Annotated in this window: 22 protein-coding genes and 1 tRNA gene; 10 read left to right on the top strand and 13 right to left on the bottom strand. The window is 59.7% G+C overall.

Going from position 1 to position 21,446, the window contains the following annotated elements; translation table 11 throughout:
* Positions 1-4 precede the first annotated feature (4 nt).
* The gene (locus AC07OT_RS07285) at positions 5-955 is read left to right on the top strand and encodes an alpha-E domain-containing protein (protein WP_027603640.1); all 951 of its coding nucleotides are present in this window, start codon (positions 5-7) and stop codon (positions 953-955) included.
* The gene (locus tag AC07OT_RS07280; protein WP_065940711.1) at positions 952-1,755 is read left to right on the top strand and encodes a transglutaminase family protein; all 804 of its coding nucleotides are present in this window, start codon (positions 952-954) and stop codon (positions 1,753-1,755) included. The genes AC07OT_RS07285 and AC07OT_RS07280 overlap by 4 nt, the downstream gene beginning before the upstream one ends.
* A gap of 28 nt (positions 1,756-1,783) precedes the next feature.
* Here the strand turns inward: AC07OT_RS07280 and AC07OT_RS07275 are convergent, their stop codons facing one another.
* Entirely contained in the window at positions 1,784-2,590 is an 807-nt protein-coding gene (locus tag AC07OT_RS07275; RefSeq protein ID WP_495107799.1) for a c-type cytochrome, read from the bottom strand.
* A 640-nt stretch (positions 2,591-3,230) separates the two neighbouring features.
* Here AC07OT_RS07275 and AC07OT_RS07270 point away from each other — a divergent pair.
* The 3 genes from AC07OT_RS07270 (at position 3,231) to AC07OT_RS07260 (ending at position 7,417) form a co-directional block, all read left to right on the top strand.
* Positions 3,231-4,436 carry an acetyl-CoA C-acetyltransferase gene (locus AC07OT_RS07270; RefSeq protein ID WP_495107798.1) on the top strand — a complete coding sequence of 402 codons (1,206 nt, stop codon included), beginning with the start codon at positions 3,231-3,233 and terminating at the stop codon, positions 4,434-4,436.
* A 16-nt stretch (positions 4,437-4,452) separates the two neighbouring features.
* A complete protein-coding gene (locus AC07OT_RS07265) occupies positions 4,453-6,597 on the top strand; it encodes a 3-hydroxyacyl-CoA dehydrogenase NAD-binding domain-containing protein (protein ID WP_495107797.1) in 2,145 nt (714 codons plus the stop codon).
* Between the two features lie 94 nt (positions 6,598-6,691).
* Complete coding sequence (locus AC07OT_RS07260) at positions 6,692-7,417, top strand: amidotransferase (RefSeq protein ID WP_495107796.1); 726 nt, start codon at positions 6,692-6,694, stop codon at positions 7,415-7,417.
* Here the strand turns inward: AC07OT_RS07260 and AC07OT_RS07255 are convergent.
* The 3 genes from AC07OT_RS07255 to AC07OT_RS07245 form a co-directional block, all read right to left on the bottom strand.
* Positions 7,414-8,385 carry a magnesium and cobalt transport protein CorA gene (locus tag AC07OT_RS07255; protein WP_027603646.1) on the bottom strand — a complete coding sequence of 324 codons (972 nt, stop codon included), beginning with the start codon at positions 8,383-8,385 and terminating at the stop codon, positions 7,414-7,416. The genes AC07OT_RS07260 and AC07OT_RS07255 overlap by 4 nt on opposite strands.
* Positions 8,386-8,525: 140 nt before the next feature.
* Entirely contained in the window at positions 8,526-9,248 is a 723-nt protein-coding gene (locus AC07OT_RS07250) for a lysophospholipid acyltransferase family protein (RefSeq protein ID WP_495107795.1), read from the bottom strand.
* Between the two features lie 212 nt (positions 9,249-9,460).
* Positions 9,461-10,153, bottom strand: coding sequence for a crotonase/enoyl-CoA hydratase family protein (locus AC07OT_RS07245; RefSeq protein ID WP_065924808.1), 693 nt, complete (start codon positions 10,151-10,153; stop codon positions 9,461-9,463).
* Between the two features lie 336 nt (positions 10,154-10,489).
* On the opposite strand from AC07OT_RS07245, the gene AC07OT_RS07240 reads away from it, so the two are divergent.
* Positions 10,490-10,579 (top strand) — tRNA-Ser (locus AC07OT_RS07240).
* A 293-nt stretch (positions 10,580-10,872) separates the two neighbouring features.
* Positions 10,873-11,949 carry a hypothetical protein gene (locus tag AC07OT_RS07235; RefSeq protein WP_495107794.1) on the top strand — a complete coding sequence of 359 codons (1,077 nt, stop codon included), beginning with the start codon at positions 10,873-10,875 and terminating at the stop codon, positions 11,947-11,949.
* 329 nt (positions 11,950-12,278) lie between these two features.
* On the opposite strand, the gene AC07OT_RS07230 is transcribed toward AC07OT_RS07235, so the two are convergent.
* The 6 genes from AC07OT_RS07230 to AC07OT_RS07205 form a co-directional block, all read right to left on the bottom strand.
* Positions 12,279-12,548, bottom strand: a complete 270-nt coding sequence (locus AC07OT_RS07230; RefSeq protein ID WP_131699714.1) for a short-chain dehydrogenase — start codon at positions 12,546-12,548, stop codon at positions 12,279-12,281.
* 346 nt (positions 12,549-12,894) lie between these two features.
* Positions 12,895-13,935: a DMT family transporter gene (locus AC07OT_RS07225; RefSeq protein WP_495107793.1), complete on the bottom strand. Its 1,041-nt coding sequence runs from the start codon at positions 13,933-13,935 to the stop codon at positions 12,895-12,897.
* Between the two features lie 77 nt (positions 13,936-14,012).
* The gene (locus AC07OT_RS07220; RefSeq protein WP_027603651.1) at positions 14,013-14,366 is read right to left on the bottom strand and encodes a gamma-glutamylcyclotransferase family protein; all 354 of its coding nucleotides are present in this window, start codon (positions 14,364-14,366) and stop codon (positions 14,013-14,015) included.
* A gap of 17 nt (positions 14,367-14,383) precedes the next feature.
* Entirely contained in the window at positions 14,384-15,043 is a 660-nt protein-coding gene (locus AC07OT_RS07215; protein WP_495107792.1) for a M24 family metallopeptidase, read from the bottom strand.
* Positions 15,044-15,113: 70 nt separating this feature from the next.
* Positions 15,114-15,692 (bottom strand): DUF4337 domain-containing protein, encoded by a 579-nt coding sequence (locus AC07OT_RS07210; protein WP_495107791.1) that lies wholly within the window; start codon positions 15,690-15,692, stop codon positions 15,114-15,116.
* A 56-nt stretch (positions 15,693-15,748) separates the two neighbouring features.
* The gene (locus tag AC07OT_RS07205; RefSeq protein ID WP_495100610.1) at positions 15,749-16,633 is read right to left on the bottom strand and encodes a LysR family transcriptional regulator; all 885 of its coding nucleotides are present in this window, start codon (positions 16,631-16,633) and stop codon (positions 15,749-15,751) included.
* A gap of 95 nt (positions 16,634-16,728) precedes the next feature.
* On the opposite strand from AC07OT_RS07205, the gene AC07OT_RS07200 reads away from it, so the two are divergent.
* Complete coding sequence (locus AC07OT_RS07200; RefSeq protein WP_495107790.1) at positions 16,729-17,712, top strand: SDR family oxidoreductase; 984 nt, start codon at positions 16,729-16,731, stop codon at positions 17,710-17,712.
* On the opposite strand, the gene AC07OT_RS07195 is transcribed toward AC07OT_RS07200, so the two are convergent.
* Complete coding sequence (locus tag AC07OT_RS07195) at positions 17,684-18,055, bottom strand: DUF2784 domain-containing protein (RefSeq protein WP_495107789.1); 372 nt, start codon at positions 18,053-18,055, stop codon at positions 17,684-17,686. The two genes, AC07OT_RS07200 and AC07OT_RS07195, sit on opposite strands and share 29 nt — an antisense overlap.
* A gap of 109 nt (positions 18,056-18,164) precedes the next feature.
* Here AC07OT_RS07195 and AC07OT_RS07190 point away from each other — a divergent pair, with 109 nt between their 5' ends.
* The gene (locus tag AC07OT_RS07190) at positions 18,165-18,854 is read left to right on the top strand and encodes an HAD-IA family hydrolase (protein WP_495107788.1); all 690 of its coding nucleotides are present in this window, start codon (positions 18,165-18,167) and stop codon (positions 18,852-18,854) included.
* A gap of 47 nt (positions 18,855-18,901) precedes the next feature.
* Here the strand turns inward: AC07OT_RS07190 and AC07OT_RS07185 are convergent, their stop codons facing one another.
* The gene (locus tag AC07OT_RS07185) at positions 18,902-19,648 is read right to left on the bottom strand and encodes a 3-oxoacyl-ACP reductase family protein (protein WP_027603657.1); all 747 of its coding nucleotides are present in this window, start codon (positions 19,646-19,648) and stop codon (positions 18,902-18,904) included.
* A gap of 126 nt (positions 19,649-19,774) precedes the next feature.
* Here AC07OT_RS07185 and AC07OT_RS07180 point away from each other — a divergent pair, with 126 nt between their 5' ends.
* Entirely contained in the window at positions 19,775-20,698 is a 924-nt protein-coding gene (locus tag AC07OT_RS07180; RefSeq protein WP_495107787.1) for a LysR family transcriptional regulator, read from the top strand.
* A gap of 13 nt (positions 20,699-20,711) precedes the next feature.
* Here the strand turns inward: AC07OT_RS07180 and AC07OT_RS07175 are convergent, their stop codons facing one another.
* Positions 20,712-21,440: an aspartate/glutamate racemase family protein gene (locus AC07OT_RS07175; protein ID WP_027603659.1), complete on the bottom strand. Its 729-nt coding sequence runs from the start codon at positions 21,438-21,440 to the stop codon at positions 20,712-20,714.
* Positions 21,441-21,446: the final 6 nt, after the last annotated feature.

The following is a 21,446-nucleotide window of genomic DNA, read 5'->3' as shown; positions in this document are numbered from 1 at the left end:
TGCCATGTTGAGTAGAACTGCCTCGGATTTGTACTGGATGTCGCGCTACCTGGAACGCGCGGAAAACCTCGCGCGCATGCTCGATGTCAGTTATTCGCTGTCGCTGATGCCCCAGGATGGGCGCGGTGATGGCCTGCATGAACTGGCCATGCCGCTGTTGATCACCGGCACGCTGGATGATTACCGTGAGCGCCACGGTGAATTGCACGCCGAACGCCTGCTGCATTTCTTCGCACTGGATGCGGCCAACCCGGCCAGCATCTACAGTTGTCTCGGTGCCGCGCGGGCCAGCGCCCATGCTGTGCGTGGGCGAATCACTGCCGACATGTGGGAAAACATCAACGCAACCTGGCTGGAGATTCGCGAAATCTCACAGCAGGGCCTCAGCCGCTACGGCATGAGCCGCTTCTGCGAGTGGGTCAAGGAGCGTTCCCATCTGTTTCGGGGGGCGACCTACGGCACCATCATGCGCAATGACGCCTTCCGTTTTATTCGGCTGGGTACGTTTATCGAGCGCGCCGACAACACCCTGCGCCTGCTGGATGCGCGCTATGAAATGGCCGGCGACCAGGCCGAAGCGGTCACCGATGGCACCGCCCACGCCTACTATCAATGGAGTGCCTTGCTGCGCGCGTTATCGTCGTTCGAGGCATACACCGAGATCTACCGCGACGCCCCAGGTGCCCGGCAAGTCGCGGAGCTGTTGCTGTTGCGCGCCGATGTACCCCGCTCGCTGCGGGCCTGCAGCGAAGAGATCGACCAGATCCTCGCCAGCCTGCCCGGCATCAACGGCCGTCCGGCCCAGCGCCTGGCGGCCGAGATGGACGCGCGCCTGCGGTTTACCGCGATCGATGAAATCCTCGAGGAAGGCCTGCACGCCTGGCTGACCGACTTTATCCCCTTGGTCCGCCAGTTGGGCGACGCCATCTACAGTTCCTACCTGGAGGCCGCATGAGACTCTCCATCAGCCACGAAACCACCTACCACTACGAAGACCAGGTACGCGCCAGCATCCAGTACCTGCGCCTCACGCCCCACGACAGCGAGCGCCAGCACGTGCTCAGTTGGCAACTGGACCTGCCTCGCCCGGTGCGCGCGCAGATCGACCCGTTCGGCAACATCCTGCACGTGCTGACCCTGGACGAACCCCACGACGCCATCATCATTGGCGCCCGCGGCCAGGTGGATATCGACGAGCTGCGTGAGGCTGAACACGAGAGCCAGTCAGCCTTTCCGTTCCTGCGCTGCACCCGCCTGACCGAGCCCGACGAAGCCCTGCGCGCCTTCGCGCAACAGCATTGCCACCAGCGTCGTGATCGCACGGCCCTGATCGACCTGATGCACGCCCTCAACCAGTCGATGGTCTACACGCCCGGCGCCACCGAAGTCGACACCTGCGCCGCCCAGGCCTTCGCAGGGCGGGCGGGGGTGTGCCAGGACCATACCCATGCGTTCCTGGCCTGCGCGCGCAGCCTGGGCATTCCTGCGCGGTATGTGTCGGGGTATTTGTACACGGAAGACAGCACTCACCTGGCCAGCCACGCCTGGGCAGAAGCCTGGCTGGATGACGCCTGGTACAGCTTTGACGTGACCAACCAACTGGCCCGGCCGGAGCGGCATTTGAAACTGGCTGTGGGCCTGGACTACCTCGACGCTTGCCCGGTACGCGGCATGCGCCGTGGCGGTGGGCATGAGCAGATGCATGCCAAGGTGTTCGTGGCACCGACGCCGGTGGTCCTGGTCCAGCAGCAATAACCCGCTCGCCACCGAGATCAGGCTGGGTTCAGGGGTGTTGTTTACGCCCCGCCATATGCTTCAAGTACCCCACCAGCAATTCCAGCTCGCTGTCAGGCAACACGCTGGCGGCGAACGCTGGCATCTTCGCCTGCGGCCAGTGCCTCAGGCTCTGCGGGTCGCGGATATAGCGCTTGAGGAAGTCGCCGCTGAAATACTCCGTAGGGTTGTAGGGAACATTCAGGTCCGGCCCCACCTGTGCATCGCCGGCGCCATTGAGGCGGTGACAGGCCAGGCAGTTCTTCTGGAACAGCGCAAAGCCTTGGTTGACCGGATCATCCGCCGCCAACGTCGGGTCGGGCAACAGCGCCGGAAAACGTTCGGCCACCGTCTTCAACTGCTTGATCGCGGAGATCTGGAACGGCCACTGCTCCGGGCTGATATGCCCGGCCTGCGGATCGGTCCACACCAGGTAGAACGGCCCGGCACTCGGCTTGCCGTCTGCCAACGGGGGCCATGGGTGGGCCGGGTCTTCCACGGCCAGCCAGGCGCGGGCGCCGTTTTTTTGCAGCAACGGTGCCGCCGTCAGTTCGGCGGCGAAGCCATCCAGGGCAACGGCTTGCAGATGATTATCGGGCTGTAGGCCCGGCAGGAGCACTGCCAGCGGTACTGCGCGATAGGTCATGTTGCGCTTGTAGGAAACGTCATCGACGACCTGCACTGTCTGCGCATCCGGATGCTTGAGCAGGTCGGCGGTCTGCCAGGTCTTGCGGCTGTGATCCAACTCGACGGTCAATTGCGCCGCCGAAGCGGGCAGGACGAGCAACAAGGCAAGGAATGCAAAGAACGGTTTCAAGACGGCGGCCCCGTGTTAAGTGGCGATAGGACCCACGATAGCGGAAAAGCGCAGGTAAAAAGGCAGCCCCTGCAACAGGATCGCTATGCACGAAGTCCCGGCAGGTGCTGCCAAAAGCGGTAATCCTGAGGTACAGAACAGGCTCAAGAAGAGGTCACCCAATGACCTTGGTCAAGTTGGGCAAGATCAGAATCAATGTGGTGGCGAACAGAATAAGTCCCGCCTGACGTACTTTCGAATGTTTGAACATGGCTGACTGCCTTTTGTTGTTATTCCTGAGCGTCAAATGCGTGCCGTTGAATATGAGTATCGCAATGTGACGTGTCGCTTTTCTTACAGCTGCTCCAGCAAAACCCGGCAGCAACTTCTTACTGATTGAACCTTAGAGCCCTCGTTCTGCGCGGCTTAGACCCATTTCATATCACCTGATCAGCATTTCAGCTTAAAAAGGCATGAGGCATAACGCCATCTTGGCGCCAATGCCTTGGCTAGACAGCTAAAACGATTAATCCAGCAATTACCTTAGGTGCCTACCGTTCGTCCGAGCGTGGCGGTCAAAAGCAATGAGCGCATCCGTCATTGAAACCGTGTCAATCGGGCCTAAGGTAAGGGCATTACTGCGCAATGGTTCGAGGACGTCATGACCCAAGCTTTGATCTTTGATGCGATACGCACGCCCCGCGGCAAAGGCAAGGCCGACGGCGCCCTGCACAGCGTCAAGCCGGTAAACCTGGTGGCCGGCCTGCTCACCGCGCTGGGGCAACGCAACGACCTCGACACCCAGCAGGTGGATGACATCGTGCTCGGCTGCGTCACCCCGGTGGGCGACCAGGGCGCCGACATCGCCAAGACCGCCTCCCTGGTGGCGGACTGGGCCGTCAGCGTCGCCGGTGTACAGATCAATCGCTTCTGCGCCTCGGGCCTGGAGGCGGTTAACCTCGGCGCGATGAAAGTGCGTTCCGGCTTTGAGGACCTGGTGGTGGTCGGCGGCGTGGAGTCCATGTCCCGCGTGCCCATGGGCAGCGATGGCGGGGCCTGGGTGCTCGACCCGCAGACCAATATGCACAGCCACTTCACGCCTCAGGGGATCGGCGCCGATCTGATCGCCACCCTGGAAGGTTTCACCCGCGAGGATGTCGATACCTTTGCCCTACAGTCCCAGCAGAAAGCCGCCAGGGCGCGTGCAGACGGTTCCTTCAACAAGTCGTTGATCGCGGTGCAGGACCAGAACGGCATTGTGCTGCTGGACCATGATGAATTCATTCGCGCCGATTCCACCCTCGAAGGCCTGGGCAAGCTCAAGCCCAGCTTCGAAATGATGGGACAGATGGGCTTCGACGCCACCGCGTTGCGGGTCTACAGCCATGTGGAACGCATCCACCACGTCCACACACCAGGCAACAGCTCCGGCATTGTCGACGGCGCCGCATTGATGTTGATCGGCTCCGAAGCGAAGGGCCGCGAGCTGGGCCTGCAACCGCGGGCGCGCATCGTCGCCACGGCCGTCACTAGCACCGACCCGACCATCATGCTCACAGGCCCGGCGCCGGCCACCCGTAAAGCGCTGGCCAAGGCCGGTTTGCGCGTAGAAGACATCGACCTGTTCGAGGTCAACGAAGCCTTTGCCTCGGTGGTGCTCAAGTTCATCAAGGACATGGGCATCGACGCCGAACTCGTCAACGTCAACGGAGGCTCCATCGCCATGGGCCACCCGTTGGGCGCCACGGGTTGCGCGATCCTCGGCACCCTGCTCGACGAACTGGAGGTGCGCCAGCAGCGCTACGGCCTGGCCACCCTGTGTGTCGGCGGCGGCATGGGCATCGCCACCATTATCGAACGCCTCTGAGCCCAAGGAATTTGTCATGACCGTTGCCATTCGTTACGAAAAAGGCCAGGACCAGATCGTGGTGCTGACCCTCGACATGCCCGGCCAGAGCGCCAACACCATGAACGCCGCGTACCGTGAGGCGATGGCGGCCACCGTCGCACGCCTGCAAGCGGAAAAGGACGACATTGCCGGCGTGGTTATCACCTCGGCGAAGAAGACCTTTTTCGCCGGCGGCGACCTCAATGAACTGATCAAGGTCGACAAGGCCCATGCCAAGGATTTCTACGCCAGCGTCCTGGTGTTGAAGGCGCAACTGCGCAGCCTGGAAACCCTCGGCAGGCCGGTGGTGGCCGCCATCAATGGCGCAGCCCTCGGCGGCGGTTGGGAGATCTGCCTGGCGTGTCACTACCGCGTCGTGCTGGATGACAAGTCGGTGCAACTCGGTTTGCCGGAGGTCACCCTTGGCCTGCTGCCAGGCGGCGGTGGTGTGGTGAGGATGGTGCGCATGCTGGGCTTGGAAAAGGCGTTGCCGTATTTGCTCGAAGGCAAAAAAGTCCGGCCACAGCAAGCGCTGCAAGCCGGGTGGGTCGATGAGCTGGCGGCGGATCGCACTGAGCTGCTGGCCAAATCCCGCGCATGGATTCTCGCCAATCCGCAGGCCAGTCAGCCGTGGGACAACAAGGCCTATCAGATTCCCGGTGGTACGCCGTCTCACCCGAAAGTGGCGCAAATGCTCGCCATCGCACCATCGATTTTGCGCAGCAAAACCAATGGCTGCTTCCCGGCCCCGGAGAAAATCCTCTGCGCCGCCGTGGAAGGCGCGCAGGTGGATTTCGATACCGCACATGTGATTGAAACCCGCTACTTCACCGAATTGGTCACCGGGCAGGTGGCTAAAAACATGATGGGCACCTTCTGGTTCCAACTCAATGAAATCAACGCCGGCAGCTCGCGGCCTCAGGGCTTTGCGCCTTACGTGACGCGTAAGGTCGGGGTACTCGGTGCCGGGATGATGGGCGCAGGCATCGCCTATGTCAGCGCCTGCGCCGGTATCGATGTGGTGCTCAAGGACATCAACCAGGCGGCCGCCGAGAAGGGCAAGGCGCATTCGACGGCGCTGTTGGACAAGAAGGTCAGCCGTGGGCAATTGACCGCCGAGCAGCGCGAAACCACCCTAGCGCGGATTCATCCTACGGCTTCGGATGCTGATCTGGCTGGCTGTGACCTGATCATCGAGGCCGTGTTCGAAGACCGTGAACTCAAGGCCAAGGTTTCGGCTGCCGCCCACCGTGTTGTCGGCGATGACGCGGTGATCGCCTCCAACACGTCCACCTTGCCCATCAGCGGCCTGGCCACGGCGGTGCCGGATCAAGGCAAGTTCATCGGCCTGCATTTCTTCAGCCCGGTGGACAAGATGTCCCTGGTGGAAATCATCAAGGGCGCCCGCACTTCGGACGAAACCCTGGCCCGAGGTTTCGATTTCGTCCTGCAGATCAAGAAAACTCCGATCGTGGTCAACGACAGCCGTGGGTTCTTCACCTCGCGGGTGTTCGGCACCTTCACTAATGAAGGCATCGCCATGTTGGGCGAAGGCGTGGCTGCGCCGATGATCGAGACCGAGGCGCGCAAGGCGGGTATGCCGGTGGGGCCGCTGGCGGTGTCCGATGAAGTGTCCCTCAGCCTGATGAGCCATATCCGACAGCAGGCTGCCAAGGATCTGCAGGTTGAAGGTAAAACAGTCCCAAGCCATCCGGCGACGGTGGTGATTGATCTGTTGGTGAATGAGTACAAACGCGCGGGCAAGGCGGCGGGGGGAGGTTTCTACGAGTATCCGGCGGGCGGGCAGAAGCATTTGTGGCCTGAATTGAAAGCGCGCTTTGAGCGAGCCGACCAGCGCATTTCAGCGCAGGATGTGCGCGACCGTTTGCTGTTTATCCAGGCCATCGAGACCGTGCGCTGCGTAGAGGAGGGCGTGTTGATGTCCACCGCCGACGCCAACGTGGGGTCGATCTTCGGGATCGGTTTTGCCGCCTGGAGTGGTGGCGCGTTGCAGTTTATCAACCAGTACGGCCTCAATGACTTTATCGCCCGTGCCCGCTACCTGGCGGAACAGTATGGGGAGCGGTTCTCGCCGCCGGCGTTGTTGCTCGACAAAGCTGCGCAGAACACGACCTTCTGACGGTTTTGGGCATGTACAGGGCTTGCCTTGTCAGGGTATTTCAAGGCAGGCTCTGGGGTGTGCATTATTCCCATCACCGTGTCAGGTATTTTTTATGTCGCTACGCGTCTGTATCCTGGAAACCGATATCCTGCGTCCAGGCTTGATCGATCAATACCAAGGCTACGGGCAGATGTTCAAGCGCCTGTTCTCCAAGCAGCCGATTGCCGCCGAATTTGTTGTGTACAACGTGGTGCAGGGCGAATACCCGTCGGACGACGAAGTGTTCGACGCCTACCTGGTGACCGGCAGCAAGGCCGATTCCTTCGGTGCCGACCCCTGGATCCAGACCCTCAAGACCTACCTGCTCGAACGCTATGAGCGCGGCGACAAGTTGCTGGGCATCTGCTTCGGCCATCAATTGCTCGCGCTGCTGCTGGGCGGCAAGGCCGAGCGCGCGGGCCAGGGCTGGGGCATGGGTATTCACGATTACAAACTGGATACCCAGGCGCCGTGGATGAGCCCCGAAGTGCCAGAGCTGACGCTATTGATCAGCCACCAGGACCAGGTCACCACCTTGCCGGACAATGCCACGGTCATCGCCTCCAGCGAGTTTTGCCCGTTCGCCGCCTATCACATCGGCGACCAGGTGCTGTGCTTCCAGGGGCATCCGGAATTTATCCATGACTATTCCCGCGAGTTGCTGGAGATTCTTCAGACGACCTTGGGTGAAAAAGTCTACACAAATGGCGTGGCCAGCCTGGCGCGCGACCACCACGGCGTGACCGTGGCGGAATGGATGATGCGCTTCGTGGCGCACAAGCCTGAGGCCCGGGTTTAAAGCCAGCCCGAGCGCTTGAAACTGGCCCACAAGCCCGTGCAACCGAACGCAATAAACCCGAGCACTGCAAAATAGCCGTAGTGCCATTGCAGCTCGGGCATGTTCTGGAAGTTCATCCCATAAATCCCCGCCACCGCGGTGGGGAACGCCAGGATTGCCGCCCACGCGGCAAACTTGCGCTGCACCACGCTCTGGCGCGACGCTTCGAGCAATACACCGATCTCGATGGTCTGGCTGGCGATATCGCGCAGGGTGGTGAGGTCTTCCATCTGCCGCGTCACGTGGATCTGCACGTCACGGAAATACGGGCGCATGTTCTTGTCGATAAACGGGAAGCTCAGCTTCTGCAGTTCCTGGCTGATCTCCACCATCGGCGCCACATAGCGCTTGAGTCGCAGCACGTCGCGGCGCAGGCCATGGATCTTCTGGATATCGCGCTCGCTCAGCGAGCTGCACAGCACGTTGTGCTCCAGTTCATCGATCTCGGCGTGGATCGCCTCGCTGACCGGCTGGTAGTTCTCGGTGACAAAATCCAGCAGGGCATAGAGTACGAAATCTTCCCCATGCTCCAGCAATAGCGGCCGGGCCTCACAGCGTTGCCGAACAAAGCCGTAGGACGCCGAATGGCCGTTGCGCGCAGTGATGATGTAGCCGTTGCCGGCGAAGATATGGGTCTCGATAAACTCCAGCTTGCCGTTCTCGCGCACCGGTGAATAGGTGACGATAAACAGCGCATCACCGAAGGTTTCCAACTTGGGGCGGCTGTGTTTTTCCAGGGCATCTTCGATGGCCAGTTCATGCAGGTTGAACTGGCGTTGCAGGTTGGCCAGCTCCTGGGCGTTGGGCTCTTCCAGGCCGATCCACACAAAGTGCCCGGGTTTGGCGGCCCAGGCCGCGCCTTCGTCGAGGGTGATATCAGTGACTTTCTTTCCGGCGCTGTACACGGCGGCCGCAACAACTCTACCCATGGTGCTGATCACTTCTTATTAGGAGGACAGGTGTTGGGCAGCTTAGCTTGAATGACGTTCCGTTGCGGCGTTTGCAGGTGCTCGCTTTTTGTGACGAGCAAGCTTGTTTGCGTGGGTAGGCCAGGCCCCCCGGAAGGTGTTCAGGCAGATTGCACTTCGCGATCCATCGCTGTAATGCACTCATCCATCTGCGCCTGACAGGTCTGCATCAACTGCGGGATGTCATCCGAAGTCAGGCCCACAGTCGGAATCGGCGGCAGTGAGCGTATGAGCACATCACCACTGTTCCAGCGATTGAGCTTCATATGGGTAACGTAATTGCTGACACACACCGGCACGATGGGCACGCCAGCGGCGATGGCCATATGAAACGCGCCTTTCTTGAACGGCAACAGGCCTTTGCCCAGGTTGCGCGTGCCTTCCGGAAACACCCAGATCGACGTGTCCTGATGCTGCAACGTATGAGTGGTGGTGAGCATCGCGCGACGTGCCTTGTGCGCATTGCCGCGGTCGATCAGCACATTGCCCGCCAGCCAGAACAACTGGCCGAACAGCGGTACCCATTTCAGGCTCTTTTTGGCGATACACACGGTGCGATGGGGCACCACGGTGCCCAGCACAAACAAGTCATAGTTGGACTGGTGGTTGGCGATGATCACACACGTACCAGGCTTGTTGCGCAGGGAGTCGACATCGGTCTTCACCTTCAGGCGCAGGATCCACATGGCCGGCAGCGCATAGAGGCGCGCGCACAAGCGGCTGTTGTCCGGGTTGAACGGCCGGCAGGCCCCGAGCAGCACGCCCAGTACACCGGCCACCATAAAGTGCAGGCCCATCAATAACATGCGTAACAGAAAAAGCATCGACACGGCCCATCGGGATAAAAGGTGGCGCAGTGTACGGATGTGCACTGAATTCGGCAATTACCCGTAAAGAGGTAGGAGATAGGCGATGTTTAAGCACATGTTTCAACATGTGCCGATATAGGCAGGCTAGAGCGGCTAAAGATGTTTCGGATTCATTTGTACGAAAAAGCCCGACGCAAGGTCGGGCTCTGATGTTTCAGTTGTAGGGCTTAACTCAGGATATGGCCCTGATCCTGAATGATCGCCTCGTCCAAGGCTTCCAGCAGCGCCTTACGCACCTTCAGCTTGGTGTGCTTATGGGCATTCATATTCAGCTTCTTCAACTGACGTGCCGCTTCCAGCGCTGCCGCCTGCAGCTCTTCAGGTGCCACCACCTTGTCGAGGAAGCCGGCCTGCAACGCGCCTTGCGGGTCAAACATCTCGGCATTGATCACCGAGCGATGAAACGCCGACTTACGCAGACGGTCCCGCGCCAGCTCGATACCGGCGTGGTGCATGGTCATGCCGATCGCCACCTCATTCAGGCCAATGCTGAACGGGCCTTCCACCCCAATCCGATAATCTGCCGACAACAACAGGAACGCACCCTTGGCCACCGCATGCCCAGGGCACGCCACAATCACCGGAAACGGGTGGGACAACAGGCGACGCGCCAACGTCGAACCCGACGTCACCAGGCCGATGGCTTCTTTAGGGCCGGCTGTCATCACCTTCAAGTCATACCCACCCGACAGGATCCCCGGCGTGCCGGTGATGATCACCACCGCCCGATCTTTCTCGGCCTGGTCCAGCGCTGTATTGAACGCACTGACCACATCCGGAGAAATGGCATTCACCTTGCCGTTGCTCAGGGTCAGGGTCGCGATACCGTCTTCGAGGTGGTAAGCAATCAACTCACTCATGACGCGGTTCCTTGTAGGATTTGTTATAGAGAGGCTGTTTATAAAGGCGCATGCGCAGACGTTACCCACCACGCCCGCCCCGGTAAAGCGCCGTGACTGACTGCCCAGTCAGACTTTCCCCGCAGGGAGAACGCCGGAAGGCCTGGGGCAGGGCGCAACACCGACCCCAGACACAGGCCGCCCATGCCCAAGAATGGCAGAATCACCACCCCTTGCCGGGCGCATCCCGGCATAGCCGTCTAACCGCATGAAAATTCTGAAAAAAACCTTTGCCATCAGAAAGGCTTTCGACTACATTAGCGCGCCTCGACAGACTGAACTGGTTTGACGAGATACGGTGAAGTGTCCGAGTGGCTTAAGGAGCACGCCTGGAAAGTGTGTATACAAGAAATTGTATCGAGAGTTCGAATCTCTCCTTCACCGCCACATTCTGAAAACGCAAACCCCTGATTTTCCTAGAGAAAGTCGGGGGTTTGTGGTTTTTGGCGTTCAAAAAATACCCTCATGGAACCAATATGGGACTGGCGCCCCGTTCTGGTGCGTTGAGTTGGGGGGTAGACAGATGAACTCAAGCGTCTGCTCCCGCACTAAAACGCTACTTTGGGCCGATTGAACTAGGCTTCCACACCGCTCAGCAAGAATTGCCACCGTGCTAAACAGAGTCGCAAGACTGGATGGCAGCCTATTCAAATCGCTAAATAATTAGGAGAAACTGTAAAATGGAAGAGGTTACCGAGTTTTTTGCGGCCCAGAAGTTTCAGGATGCAATTGCTAATTTGGCTGCACGCCTAAGCGTCGATGATTTACCGATTGAGGCAGATAAGCAGTTCGTACAGTTTATACGTTCTGCGCTGGATCTGTTTAGAACCCATGCTCGTGATTTTGATGCTAATTGTCAGTTTAATATTAACTTGATTGGCAATCGATTTTATAATGATGTTCAAGAAGCGAGAACGAACGCGGGCAGTATCGAGGGTATTTTTACTAGTTGCTATAGATTCTTATCCGAGCTTGCCTTCTACAGAGAAAGTAATTTTCCGGGGGATGTGGGTTATGAAGTGCGCCGAGCATTAGAAAAGATTCAATATGAAGCTAGTGGAATTCCATCCAGAGTAAAAGATCAACTGGTTTATGCTGACAATTTCATGCCTGTTGCTTTAGCTAAAAGTTATTTAAATAAGGCGGATTTTGGGGTTATAAGGAGTTTTGACGAAAAATACGCAGGCCTAGGTGCCGTGGTCAAAGAATTAGATACGAAATTGGAAGGGAGCAAAAAAGATGTCGGTGCCCTCCATGATGCTTTAAAGAGCTATGAAGATGCTTTTAATTTTGTAGGGCTTCACAAGGGTTTTAATGATATTGCCCGCTCCAAAAGGCGCTCGTCTTATCTCAGTGTTTTTATTATGGTATTGTTGGCTTGTATGATGGTTGCACCTTTTCTATGGAAGATTTGGCATGTTCTTAATGATGTGCCTTCTAATGTATTCAACACAGAACTTTTTGTGGCTTTCCTAGGCTACGATCTTCTCCTTTTGTATTTTTTTAGAGTTGTTTTTCAAGGTTACAAGTCAGTGAAAGGCCAGCTCGTTCAACTGGATTTGAGAAAGGCTGTATGTCAGTTTATCCAGAGTTATGCAGATTATGCTGTGAAGATAAAAGGCAGCAACCCTGCACTCTTGGAGAAATTTGAGTCATTGGTCTTCAGCGGCATTGTTGCAAACGAAGAAAATATTCCGTCTACGTTTGATGGTGTAGAGCAGTTGGTCAAATTGTTTGAAAAGGTGAGAGCCCCTTAATAAGATTCGAGCTACGCTAAAGGCTTACGCCCAGCTGAAATGGTCAAATCGCAATGCTAGTTGCCAAAATGCGGCTTTCAGCGAATGTTGAGCTGATGCCGCGTTACTAATAACGACACTTATGTAAAAAAGGCCCCCACACCGAAGCCAAGTGCGGGGGCCTTTTTTTGGGAAACCAATCCCCCCTAGAGTGGCCTACCGGCTCCCGGCACTCTGGTTTTACAAGGAAAAGCGGAAAAATTTATTTGATTTTTAAACAAAACCCCTGATTTCGAAAGAAACCAGGGGGTTGTGATTTTCGGATTCTGAAAAAGACTGTGAGTATTAAATCACGCGCCCGGCGCATCCATGTGGCGCCCTATGACATCCAGCAAATCGCATCCGTCTCGCAGAGGGATTGAGCAGAGCAATGCAAAATCGCTCAGAACAACGGCATCACTGCTGATTTCACTGCGTAGTGCGAGGTTCTCCAGGACTTGGGTGACGGCGCGAAGTCGATATGTCGCGGCATCGAGCAGTATCTGCAGAGGCACGGTAGTGTCGACAAAAAGGGCAGGGGTGGCGCTGTCGTTGCTGGTAAGTGCTATGTATTGGTTCATGAATTAAGTCCGTTCACTTAGTAGAAGGTCCGCCACACATTTGTCGCCAAACAAATGGTGGCAGCTGTACGCGGGTTGGCGAACCGGGACAAGAACGGACAAAGACCGGCAGACCCAAGGGTCTCCCACGCACAGCTACCATTGAGCAGCTTATTGCGTGCAGGGCCGACCCGCAAATTAGCCGGGAGGCTTTCTGCCATCTTGTAGTCGAGTCGCCAAACCCGATCGCCATTTCAGCGACCGAGGGACTATAGGCTGGGTGGTTTTGAAGTGGGAGAGTGGCGCTTCTGAGTGACTTGTAGGAAGTTGCTCAAATCTATTGTTGCTGCGCAATAGATCACCCCCCTCAATGCCTATGCCGATGATGCACATCCGGAAAATGCGCATGGCTGTGCCTCAGCGGACTGTGCACATGCACATGGCTATGGGGTTGCGCCGGATTCCACGAAAACCCGTGCTCATGCTGATGATGTTCATCATGCACATGCCGATGCCCGTGTTCCGTCGCGTCATGCTGATGATCATGGGCATGCCGTTCCGTCAGGTGCAGCCAAACCCCCACGGCCATCAACGCTGAAGCAATCCAGAACGCCAGCGTCACTGACTCACCCAACAACAGCACCGCAATCGCAGCACCCAGGAACGGCGCAGTCGAAAAATACGCCCCCGTGCGTGCACTGCCCAGTCCGCGCAACGCCAGCACGAACATCACCAGGCTGATGCCATAGCCCAGAAAACCCACCAGCAAGATAGGCGCCAGCTGCGCCATGCCCGGGATCCGCGCCCCGAGATAAAGCGCCAACCCGCCATTCACCAGCCCCGCAATCAACCCCTTGGCCCCGGCGATAAACAGCGCGTCCGATGCAGACACCTTGCGCGTCAGGTTGTTATCGATCCCCCAGCACAGGCACGCCACGGCAACCGCCAGCGGCCCCGTCCAGTCATGGCTGGTGCCACCGCCGTCGGCCCCTGACAACACCACGCCGCCCAGCACGATGGCGATCATCCCCAGGACGATGCGACGGTCGGCATTTTCCCTGAACACGACCCAGGCGATAACGGCGGTCAGCACCGATTCCAGGTTGAGCATCAGTGACGCGGTGGCGCCAGCGGTGCGGCTCAAGCCGAACATCAACGCGACTGGCCCGAGGATGCCGCCGAATGCGATGGCGCCGAGCAGCCAGGGCCATTCCGAAGGGGTCAGTCCGCTGGGTTTCCAGCCACGATCACGGATCAGGCGTACGCCGGCGAGACCTACGCCGCTGCCGAGGTAGAGCAGGCCGGCGAGCAGCACGGGCGAGAGGCCCAGGCCGAGGTGCTTGGCGAGCGGGGTGCTGGCGCCGAACAGGGCGGCGGCGGCGAGTGCGTAGAAGATACTGAGGTTCATGGGCCATCCTCGAAAGGTTGGCCCATGATACGTCGTGGGCTCAGGTTAAAGCTTGGGCGATTTGGGCAACGTCATCTTCAGGCTTGCACATACACCCACGCCGTCAGCCCGGACGCCAACGTCACAGCCATGCGCTTGTAGTCCGCCACTTCATACGCATCCGCCGCCGCCAGTTCCTGCTCGGAAATCTGAAACACCATCCCCTCAATACGCGCCCCCGCCTCGGTGGTAGGTTGCACAATCGGGTGATGGGTCTTGCCGCTGCTGGCCAGTACCTGCGGGTCGGTGATTTCTACCCAGCTTTGCGCGTAGCCCAGCATTGCATCGTGTCGGCCCGCCAGTTCCCGCCCGAAGTTGGCCAGTTGCACGGTTTTGTCCTGCAATGTGCCGTAGGAAAACAACAGCACAGAGTGTTCAGTGGAGCGTTCCATTTCTGTTCCTTTAACGGTCAGGCGAGTAAGTCTTCATAGAAGGCGCCGTAGGGCTTGGTGGGGTGGGCGATCTGGATTTCCAGGATCCACAGCCCTGCATTCGGGTAGTGCTCGAAGTCACCCAGGTCGCCGCCACGATGGATGGCGTGGGGGAAGTCGCTGACGCGATGGCCCTTGATGTCCAGGTTCAGTTGCCAGCCCATGGCCTGGGCTTGTTCTTCGGCGTAGCGGTAAAGCTCCAGGCCGACGACCTGGTCGTTTTTCCAGCGCGCTTGCACGCGGTCGAACAGCGTTTTGGCGGCGTGGGAGCAGGCAATCATGTCCGCGTCGTTGCCGGTGGCGAAGGTCGCGCCGGCATCGCCTTCGTGGCCTTGCCACACGGCGCCCATGTCGATGAAGAAGATGTCGTTGTCGCCCAGCACCGGGTCGCCATCGGAGCGCTGCTTGAAGGTCTTGAGGGTGTTGGCGCCGAAGCGCACCAGCAGCGGGTGCCAGATGCGTTGCATGTCGAGCTCGGCAAGCACGTGCTTGCCCAATTCGCGCGCTTCGGATTCCAGCATGCCGGGGCAGATGCGCTGGGCGAGGTAGTCGATGGCTTGCCAGGTCATGGCCTGGGCATAGCGCATGGATTCAATGCTGTAGGCGGCGCCCACGGCTTCTTTGGGTTGTGCGGACACCGGTCTCTCCTTGGGTAGCGTTATGCCATTTACTATATAGCGATGAATGCAACGCGCCCAAGTAAAATTGCTAGATATGCAGCCAGGCCAGGCTACCTAGCACCACCGCCACACCCGCCGCCGCATAGGACATGCGCTTCAACCATTCCCTTCTCGTCAACAACGTAATCGCCGCCAGCGAAATCGCGATCTGAATCGCGGTCATCGCCTGGGCCCAACGATGATGCTGGTGCAGGGCCTGCTCGGATTTTTCATCCCATTCCTTTGAGGTCGCTTCCAGTTTTTCCGCTTGCTTGCGTACCTCTTCCTTCTGGCTTTTGTAGCGCTCGATCTCATCCTTGTAATGGGCGGCATCCACACCGGGAATATGGGTCGCGAGTTCCGCCAGGTTCTGTCGGCTGGACTTGGCCTGGTAGTAGTTCCATTGGTTGGCGGCGTCGGTCTTGATGATGGCCGCGTTGTTCTTGTCCATCGCCGCCTCACTCTCGGTGGAGCCGGCCTGGTAGCTGAGCATGGCGCCGAGGGTGGCCATCAGCGCGGTCATGACGGCGATGCGGCTGGCGAAACTGTCACCACGGGCGTGGGCATGTTCGGTGGTGTGTTCGAGATGTTTTTCGTGGGGGCTGGAGACTTCGAAGGCTTCGGACATGGGGGCGCGCCGGTGAAGGGACTGAGGGAGTCTGATTCTTCACCAGAGAAGCTGTCTCAATCCTGTACGTAACGCTGCAAACCCTGCACCAGGGCATCGAACATCACTCGGCAGCGCGGGCTGTTGCGCAGGTCTTCGTGCATGGTGACCCAGGTGTCCATCTTGAACGCAAAGGCATTCGGCAGAACGCGTTGCAGGCGTGGGTCGCGCTTGGCCAGTTGCACCTGGCAGCCGCCAATGCCGGCACCGGCGCGAATCAGCGCCAGTTGTGCCAGGTCGCTGTCGCTGCTGAGGGCAAACGCGCTGCGCTCGAAGCCAGGAATAGCCAGGCTGCGGATAAACGCGGTTTCCTGGTCGAAGCCGATCACCGAGTGCGCCGCCAGTTCTTGCAGTTGCTGCGGGATACCGTGCTGTTGCAGGTAGTCGTCGCGGGCGTGCAAGCCCACTTCGATCAGGCCGATACGCCGTGCCAACAGTTGTTCCTGGCTCGGGCGGACCATGCGCACGGCGATGTCGGCTTCCAGTTGCAGCAGGTCGCTCAGGCGGTTGGTCAGGATCAGTTCGACCTTGAGATGGGGTTGTTGCTGGCGCAATTGGCTGAGGATCGGCGGCAGTACCTCAACGCCGACCACTTCACTGGCAGACACCCGCACTACGCCGCGTACTTCATCACCTTGTGACGAGGCGGCGCGCTCGAGGGCGGCGGCGGTACGCGCCATGGTTTCGGCGTGGGCGCGCAGCGTGTGGGCGACCGCCGTCGGCAACAAACCGGTCGGTGAGCGGGTAAACAGCACAACGCCCAGCGCGGTTTCCAGGGCGGCAATATGCCGACCGACCGTGGGCTGTGTGATGCCGAGCTGCCGTGCGGCCCCCGACAACGAGCCCTCCTTGAGTACACCGAGGAAGGTTCGGTAAAGCTCCCAACCGATAGTCAATGCCATGCATAAATGTATAGCGGCTGGATGCTCTTGGGCAATTTATCTATAGCGTGCCGGCGCTCAGGATGACCCCATCAACTCAGTGCGGGAGGCAGGGCATGGACAAGGTATTGGTACTCGGCGCGACCGGTGGGATCGGCGGTGAAGTGGCACGCCAGTTATTTGCCAAAGGGTGGCAGGTCATAGCGCTGACGCGGGAGGTGGACAAGGCCCGTCGCCACAGCAGCAATTTCACCTGGGTACAGGGTGATGCGATGAACCGTTCGGATGTGCTCGCGGCGGCCAAAGGGTGTTCTGTGATCGTGCATGGAGTGAATCCGCCCGGTTATCGCCGCTGGGCCGAGCTGGTGTTGCCGATGCTGGATAACAGCATTGCCGCGGCGATCGCAGAAGGGGCGACCATTGTGTTGCCGGGCACCGTCTATAACTATGGGCCGGATGTTTTCCCACGGGTTGGCGAAGATTCGCCCCAGCACCCGCACACGCGCAAAGGTGCGATTCGCGTCGAGATGGAGCGGCACCTGCTGGATGCATCGCGTAACGGTGCGCGGGTGCTGATTGTGCGGGCCGGGGATTTTTTCGGCCCCAGGGCGGCCAACAGCTGGTTTTCCCAAGGCCTGGTCAAACCGGGCAAACCGGTGGCCACGGTAAGTTACCCGGGCGTGCCGGGGATGGCGCACCAGTGGGCCTACCTGCCGGATGTGGCACGCACGATGGTCCAGTTGCTGGAGCGTCGCGATCGCCTGGAACCGTTTGCGCGTTTTCATATGGCCGGGTATGTGGACACCGATGGCACTCAGATGGTTGAGGCCATCCGCCGAGTCGTCCAACGCAGGACGGGCACCACACCCCGCGTGGTCGCGTTCCCCTGGTGGCTGCTGAAGCTGGTTGCGCCTTTTGTCGTCACCTTCCGCGAACTGCAGGAGATGCGTTACCTGTGGCAAACCCCGCTGCTCCTGGACAATTGTCGGCTCCTGCAAGCCCTGGGCAATGAACCCCATACGCCGCTGGATGAGGCGGTGGAGGCCACGCTGGTCGGCATGGGCAACCTGGCTACTGCGGCAAACCCCGCGGCTGCCTGATCAAGCGCACATACACCGCGATATTGATCACCAGCACCAACGCGCCCAGGCCCAGCTGGATCTGTGGCGTCAGCCCGGCCGGGTAGATCAGCGTGAGGATGTAATGCTCGATAAACCCACCGCCATAACCGTCCTGCCCGGCGAGATGGCGAAACAGGTTTTCCCAGCGGGTCAGCGGACAGGGCAGGTGGAACACTTCGACCGCCACGCCCCACGCAGCGGCGGGCAGGTGCAGCCAGATAACCGGGCGCCATTTCAGGGCCAGCAGCCCACCAAACAGTACGAACAGGATGAAACACAGGTGGAACAGCACGAGGCTGTCTGCGGCTAGACGATAGAGCATTGCGCGCGCATCGAAAGGAGGGGGCGCACAGTCTAAAGGGTTGCTAGCGGGCAAGCGTGGCCGTTATTGTGCTGAATCCTTTTAGTCCTTCCTCCAGGGTTTTGTTGTGATGAATGCACCGCGTACCGCAGTCGGTCCGATCAAGGCCGTGATTTTTGATATGGACGGGTTATTGCTGGATACGGAAGGCATCTACACCGAAGTCACGCAGATCATCGCTGAACGCTACGGCCGAACCTACGACTGGGGCATCAAGCAGCACATCATCGGGCGCGGCGCCCAGGATTTGGCCGACTATGTGGTCAAGGCGCTGGACCTGCCGATTACCCCGGCTGAATTCCTCGAAATTCGCGAGCCGTTGATGAGCGAGCGCTTTCCCAAGGCCTTGGGCATGCCCGGCGCCGAGGCGCTAGTGCGGCACTTGAAGGCGCACAACATACCGATTGCGGTGGGCACCAGTTCGTCGCGCAATTCGTTTGGCCACAAGACTACGTTGCACCGCGAGTGGTTTGGTTTGTTCGACACCATCGTCACCGCTGACGACCCGGAAGTCGGCGCCGCCAAGCCGGCGCCGGACATCTTCCTCACCGCCGCGCGCCGCCTGGGCGTTGCGCCCGAGGATTGCCTGGTGTTCGAAGACTCGCCGTTTGGTGTGACGGCGGCGAAGGCCGCCCATATGACCGCCATCGCCGTACCCGATGAAGCCATGGCCGACAGCAAGTACCAGCATGCCGACCAGATCATCCGCAAGCTTGCGGATTTCGACCTGGCGGCCTATGGCCTGCCGCCCATCGCCTGAACCAACAAGGTCAACCTGTGGGAGGGGGCAAGCCGCTCCCACATTGCTTAAGCGCTGAACCCACCGTCGATAGTCAGGCTGGCACCGGTGATATACCCCGCTTCCGGCCCGGCCAGATACGCCACAAAACTGGCAATCTCTTCCACATGCCCGTAACGCCCCACCGCCATTAGCCCGATCAGGCTCTCGGCAAAATCGCTGTTTGCCGGGTTCATGTCCGTGTCCACCGGCCCAGGCTGCACGTTATTGATCGTGATGCCACGCGGTCCAAGATCCCGCGCCAAACCCTTGGTCAAACCGACCAGCGCCGCCTTGCTCATTGCGTATGGGCCACCACCGCCAAACGGCATGCGTTCGGCATTGGTGCTGCCGATGTTGATCACCCGGCCACCTTCACCCATATGCCTGGCGGCTTCCTGGGTGGCGATAAACACGCTGCGTACGTTGATCGCCAGGGTCTGGTCGAAGTCTTCCAGCTTGAAGTCTTCCAGCGGTGCGATGGCCAGCACGCCGGCGTTATTCACCAGGATGTCCAGGCGGCCGAAGGCTTCCACGGTGGCGTTGACCGCGTTGCGGATCGCAGTGGCATCGGCGCTGTCGGCGTGAATCGCCAGGGCTTTGCCGCCTTCGCTGATCACGCTGTGCTGCAGGGCTTCAGCCTTGGCGGCCGAGCTGACGTAGGTAAAGGCAACGGCTGCACCCTGTGCTGCCAGGCGCTTGACGATGGCGGCGCCGATGCCGCGGGAACCGCCTTGAATCAAGGCGACTTTGCCGCTGAGGTTGTGTGTGGTCATGTCGATCTCCTGGTTATTCAAGGCGCAATGCCCTGTTGTTGGAGCCGAGTATCGACCTCGCTCGCCGCTGCCGGTAGACCGTGATTGCTATAGTCTGTGTAAACCAAAAGTTTAGAGTAGGGCGACATGGAAAGCTTTGGCAGTATCGAATGCTTTGTGCGCAGCGCTGAAGGTGGCAGCTTTGCCGAGGCCGCCCGGCACCTGAGCCTGACCCCGGCAGCGGTCGGCAAAAGCGTCGCCAAGCTCGAAGCACGCCTCGGCGTGCGGCTGTTCCAGCGCAGCACCCGGCGCCTGGCCCTGACCGAAGCCGGCAAGCTGTTCCTGGCCGAAGTCAGCGGCAGCCTCACCACCATCCAGAATGCCGTGGCTAACCTGGCCAGCGCCGAAGGGCGGCCGGTGGGCACGCTCAAGGTCAGCATGGGCACGGTGTTTGGCAATCGCTACGTGGTGCCGTTGCTGGGGGCGTTCATGGCGCGCTTTCCGGATATCAGCCCGGATTGGCATTTCGACAACCGCCAGGTGGACCTGATCGGCCAGGGCTTCGATGCCGCCATCGGTGGCGGTTTTGAGCTGCCCCAAGGGGTGGTGGCGCGCAAGCTGGCGCCGGCGCATCGGGTGCTGGTGGCCTCGCCGGATTACCTGGCGCAGCGCCCGCCGGTGCGCGAGCCCGAAGACTTGTCGCGCTGCAAGGGCATTCTGATCCGCTCGCCGCAAACCGGGCGTATCCGTTCCTGGCAGTTGACCAGTGTCGAACGTGAACACCGCCCGCTGGTGCTCAAGCCCGGCATGACCATGAGCGACTCCGAAGCCGCCTGCTGTGCCAGCGCCCAGGGCCTGGGGATTGCGCTGGTGAGCATGCCCATGGCCGTGCCGTTCCTCGACAGTGGCGCGGTGGTGCGCGTGTTGCCCGGCTGGTGTGTCGACGACGGCAATATTTCCATCTACTACGCCGAGCACAAACTGCTGCCCGGCAAGACCCGGGCGTTTGTGGATTTCATCATCGAGCAGTTTGCCGAGAGGAAGCTGGGCCAGAGGTTCAGCGCAATCTGAAAGCAGGTGCCGGTCAGCGGCCGAACCGAGTCGGCCAGCCAATCACCTGCTTCGGGCGTGGCGTCGCGTAAGTGCGGATCTTCGACGTCGACAACCCCAGCCGCACCAGGGATTCGGCAATGGTCACCGCCGCCGTCACCCCATCCACCACCGGCACCCCGGTGCGCTGGCGAATCTGCTCATCCAGCCCGGCCATGCCGCCGCAACCCAGGCAGATCACTTCGGCCTTGTCCTCGCGGATGGCCAGTTCCGCCTGGCGCACGATGGCTTCCATAGCGGCCAGCGGGTCTTCTTCCAGTTCCAGCACTGCCATGCCGCTGGCGCGCACCGAGGCGCAGCGCTGGTACAGGCCGGCGAGTTTCAGGCGGTCTTCGATCAGCGGCACGGTGCGGTCCAGGGTGGTCACCACGGAGTAGGCGTGGCCCAGGAACATTGCGGTGCTGGCTGCTGCTTCGGTGATGTCCACTACCGGCACATTCAATAGTTCCTGCAAACCTTCCCGGCCGTGCTCGCCGTAGCCCGCCTGGATCACCGCATCGAACGGTTGGTCGTAGGCCATCACCCGGTCCATCACGGCGATGGCGGCCAGGTAGCTTTCAAAGTTGCCCTCCACCGATTCCGCGCCGAAGTAGGGCGTGAGCCCGACAATCTCGGTGCCCGGCGAGGCCACGGACCGCGCCTGTTGAGCGATGGTTTCAGTGATGGATTCGGTGGTGTTGACGTTGACCACGAGGATGCGCATGGAAGG

It is taken from the genome of Pseudomonas sp. GW821-FHT09C10 (assembly GCF_059418085.1).
This window is presented reverse-complemented; position numbering and strand designations above follow the sequence as displayed.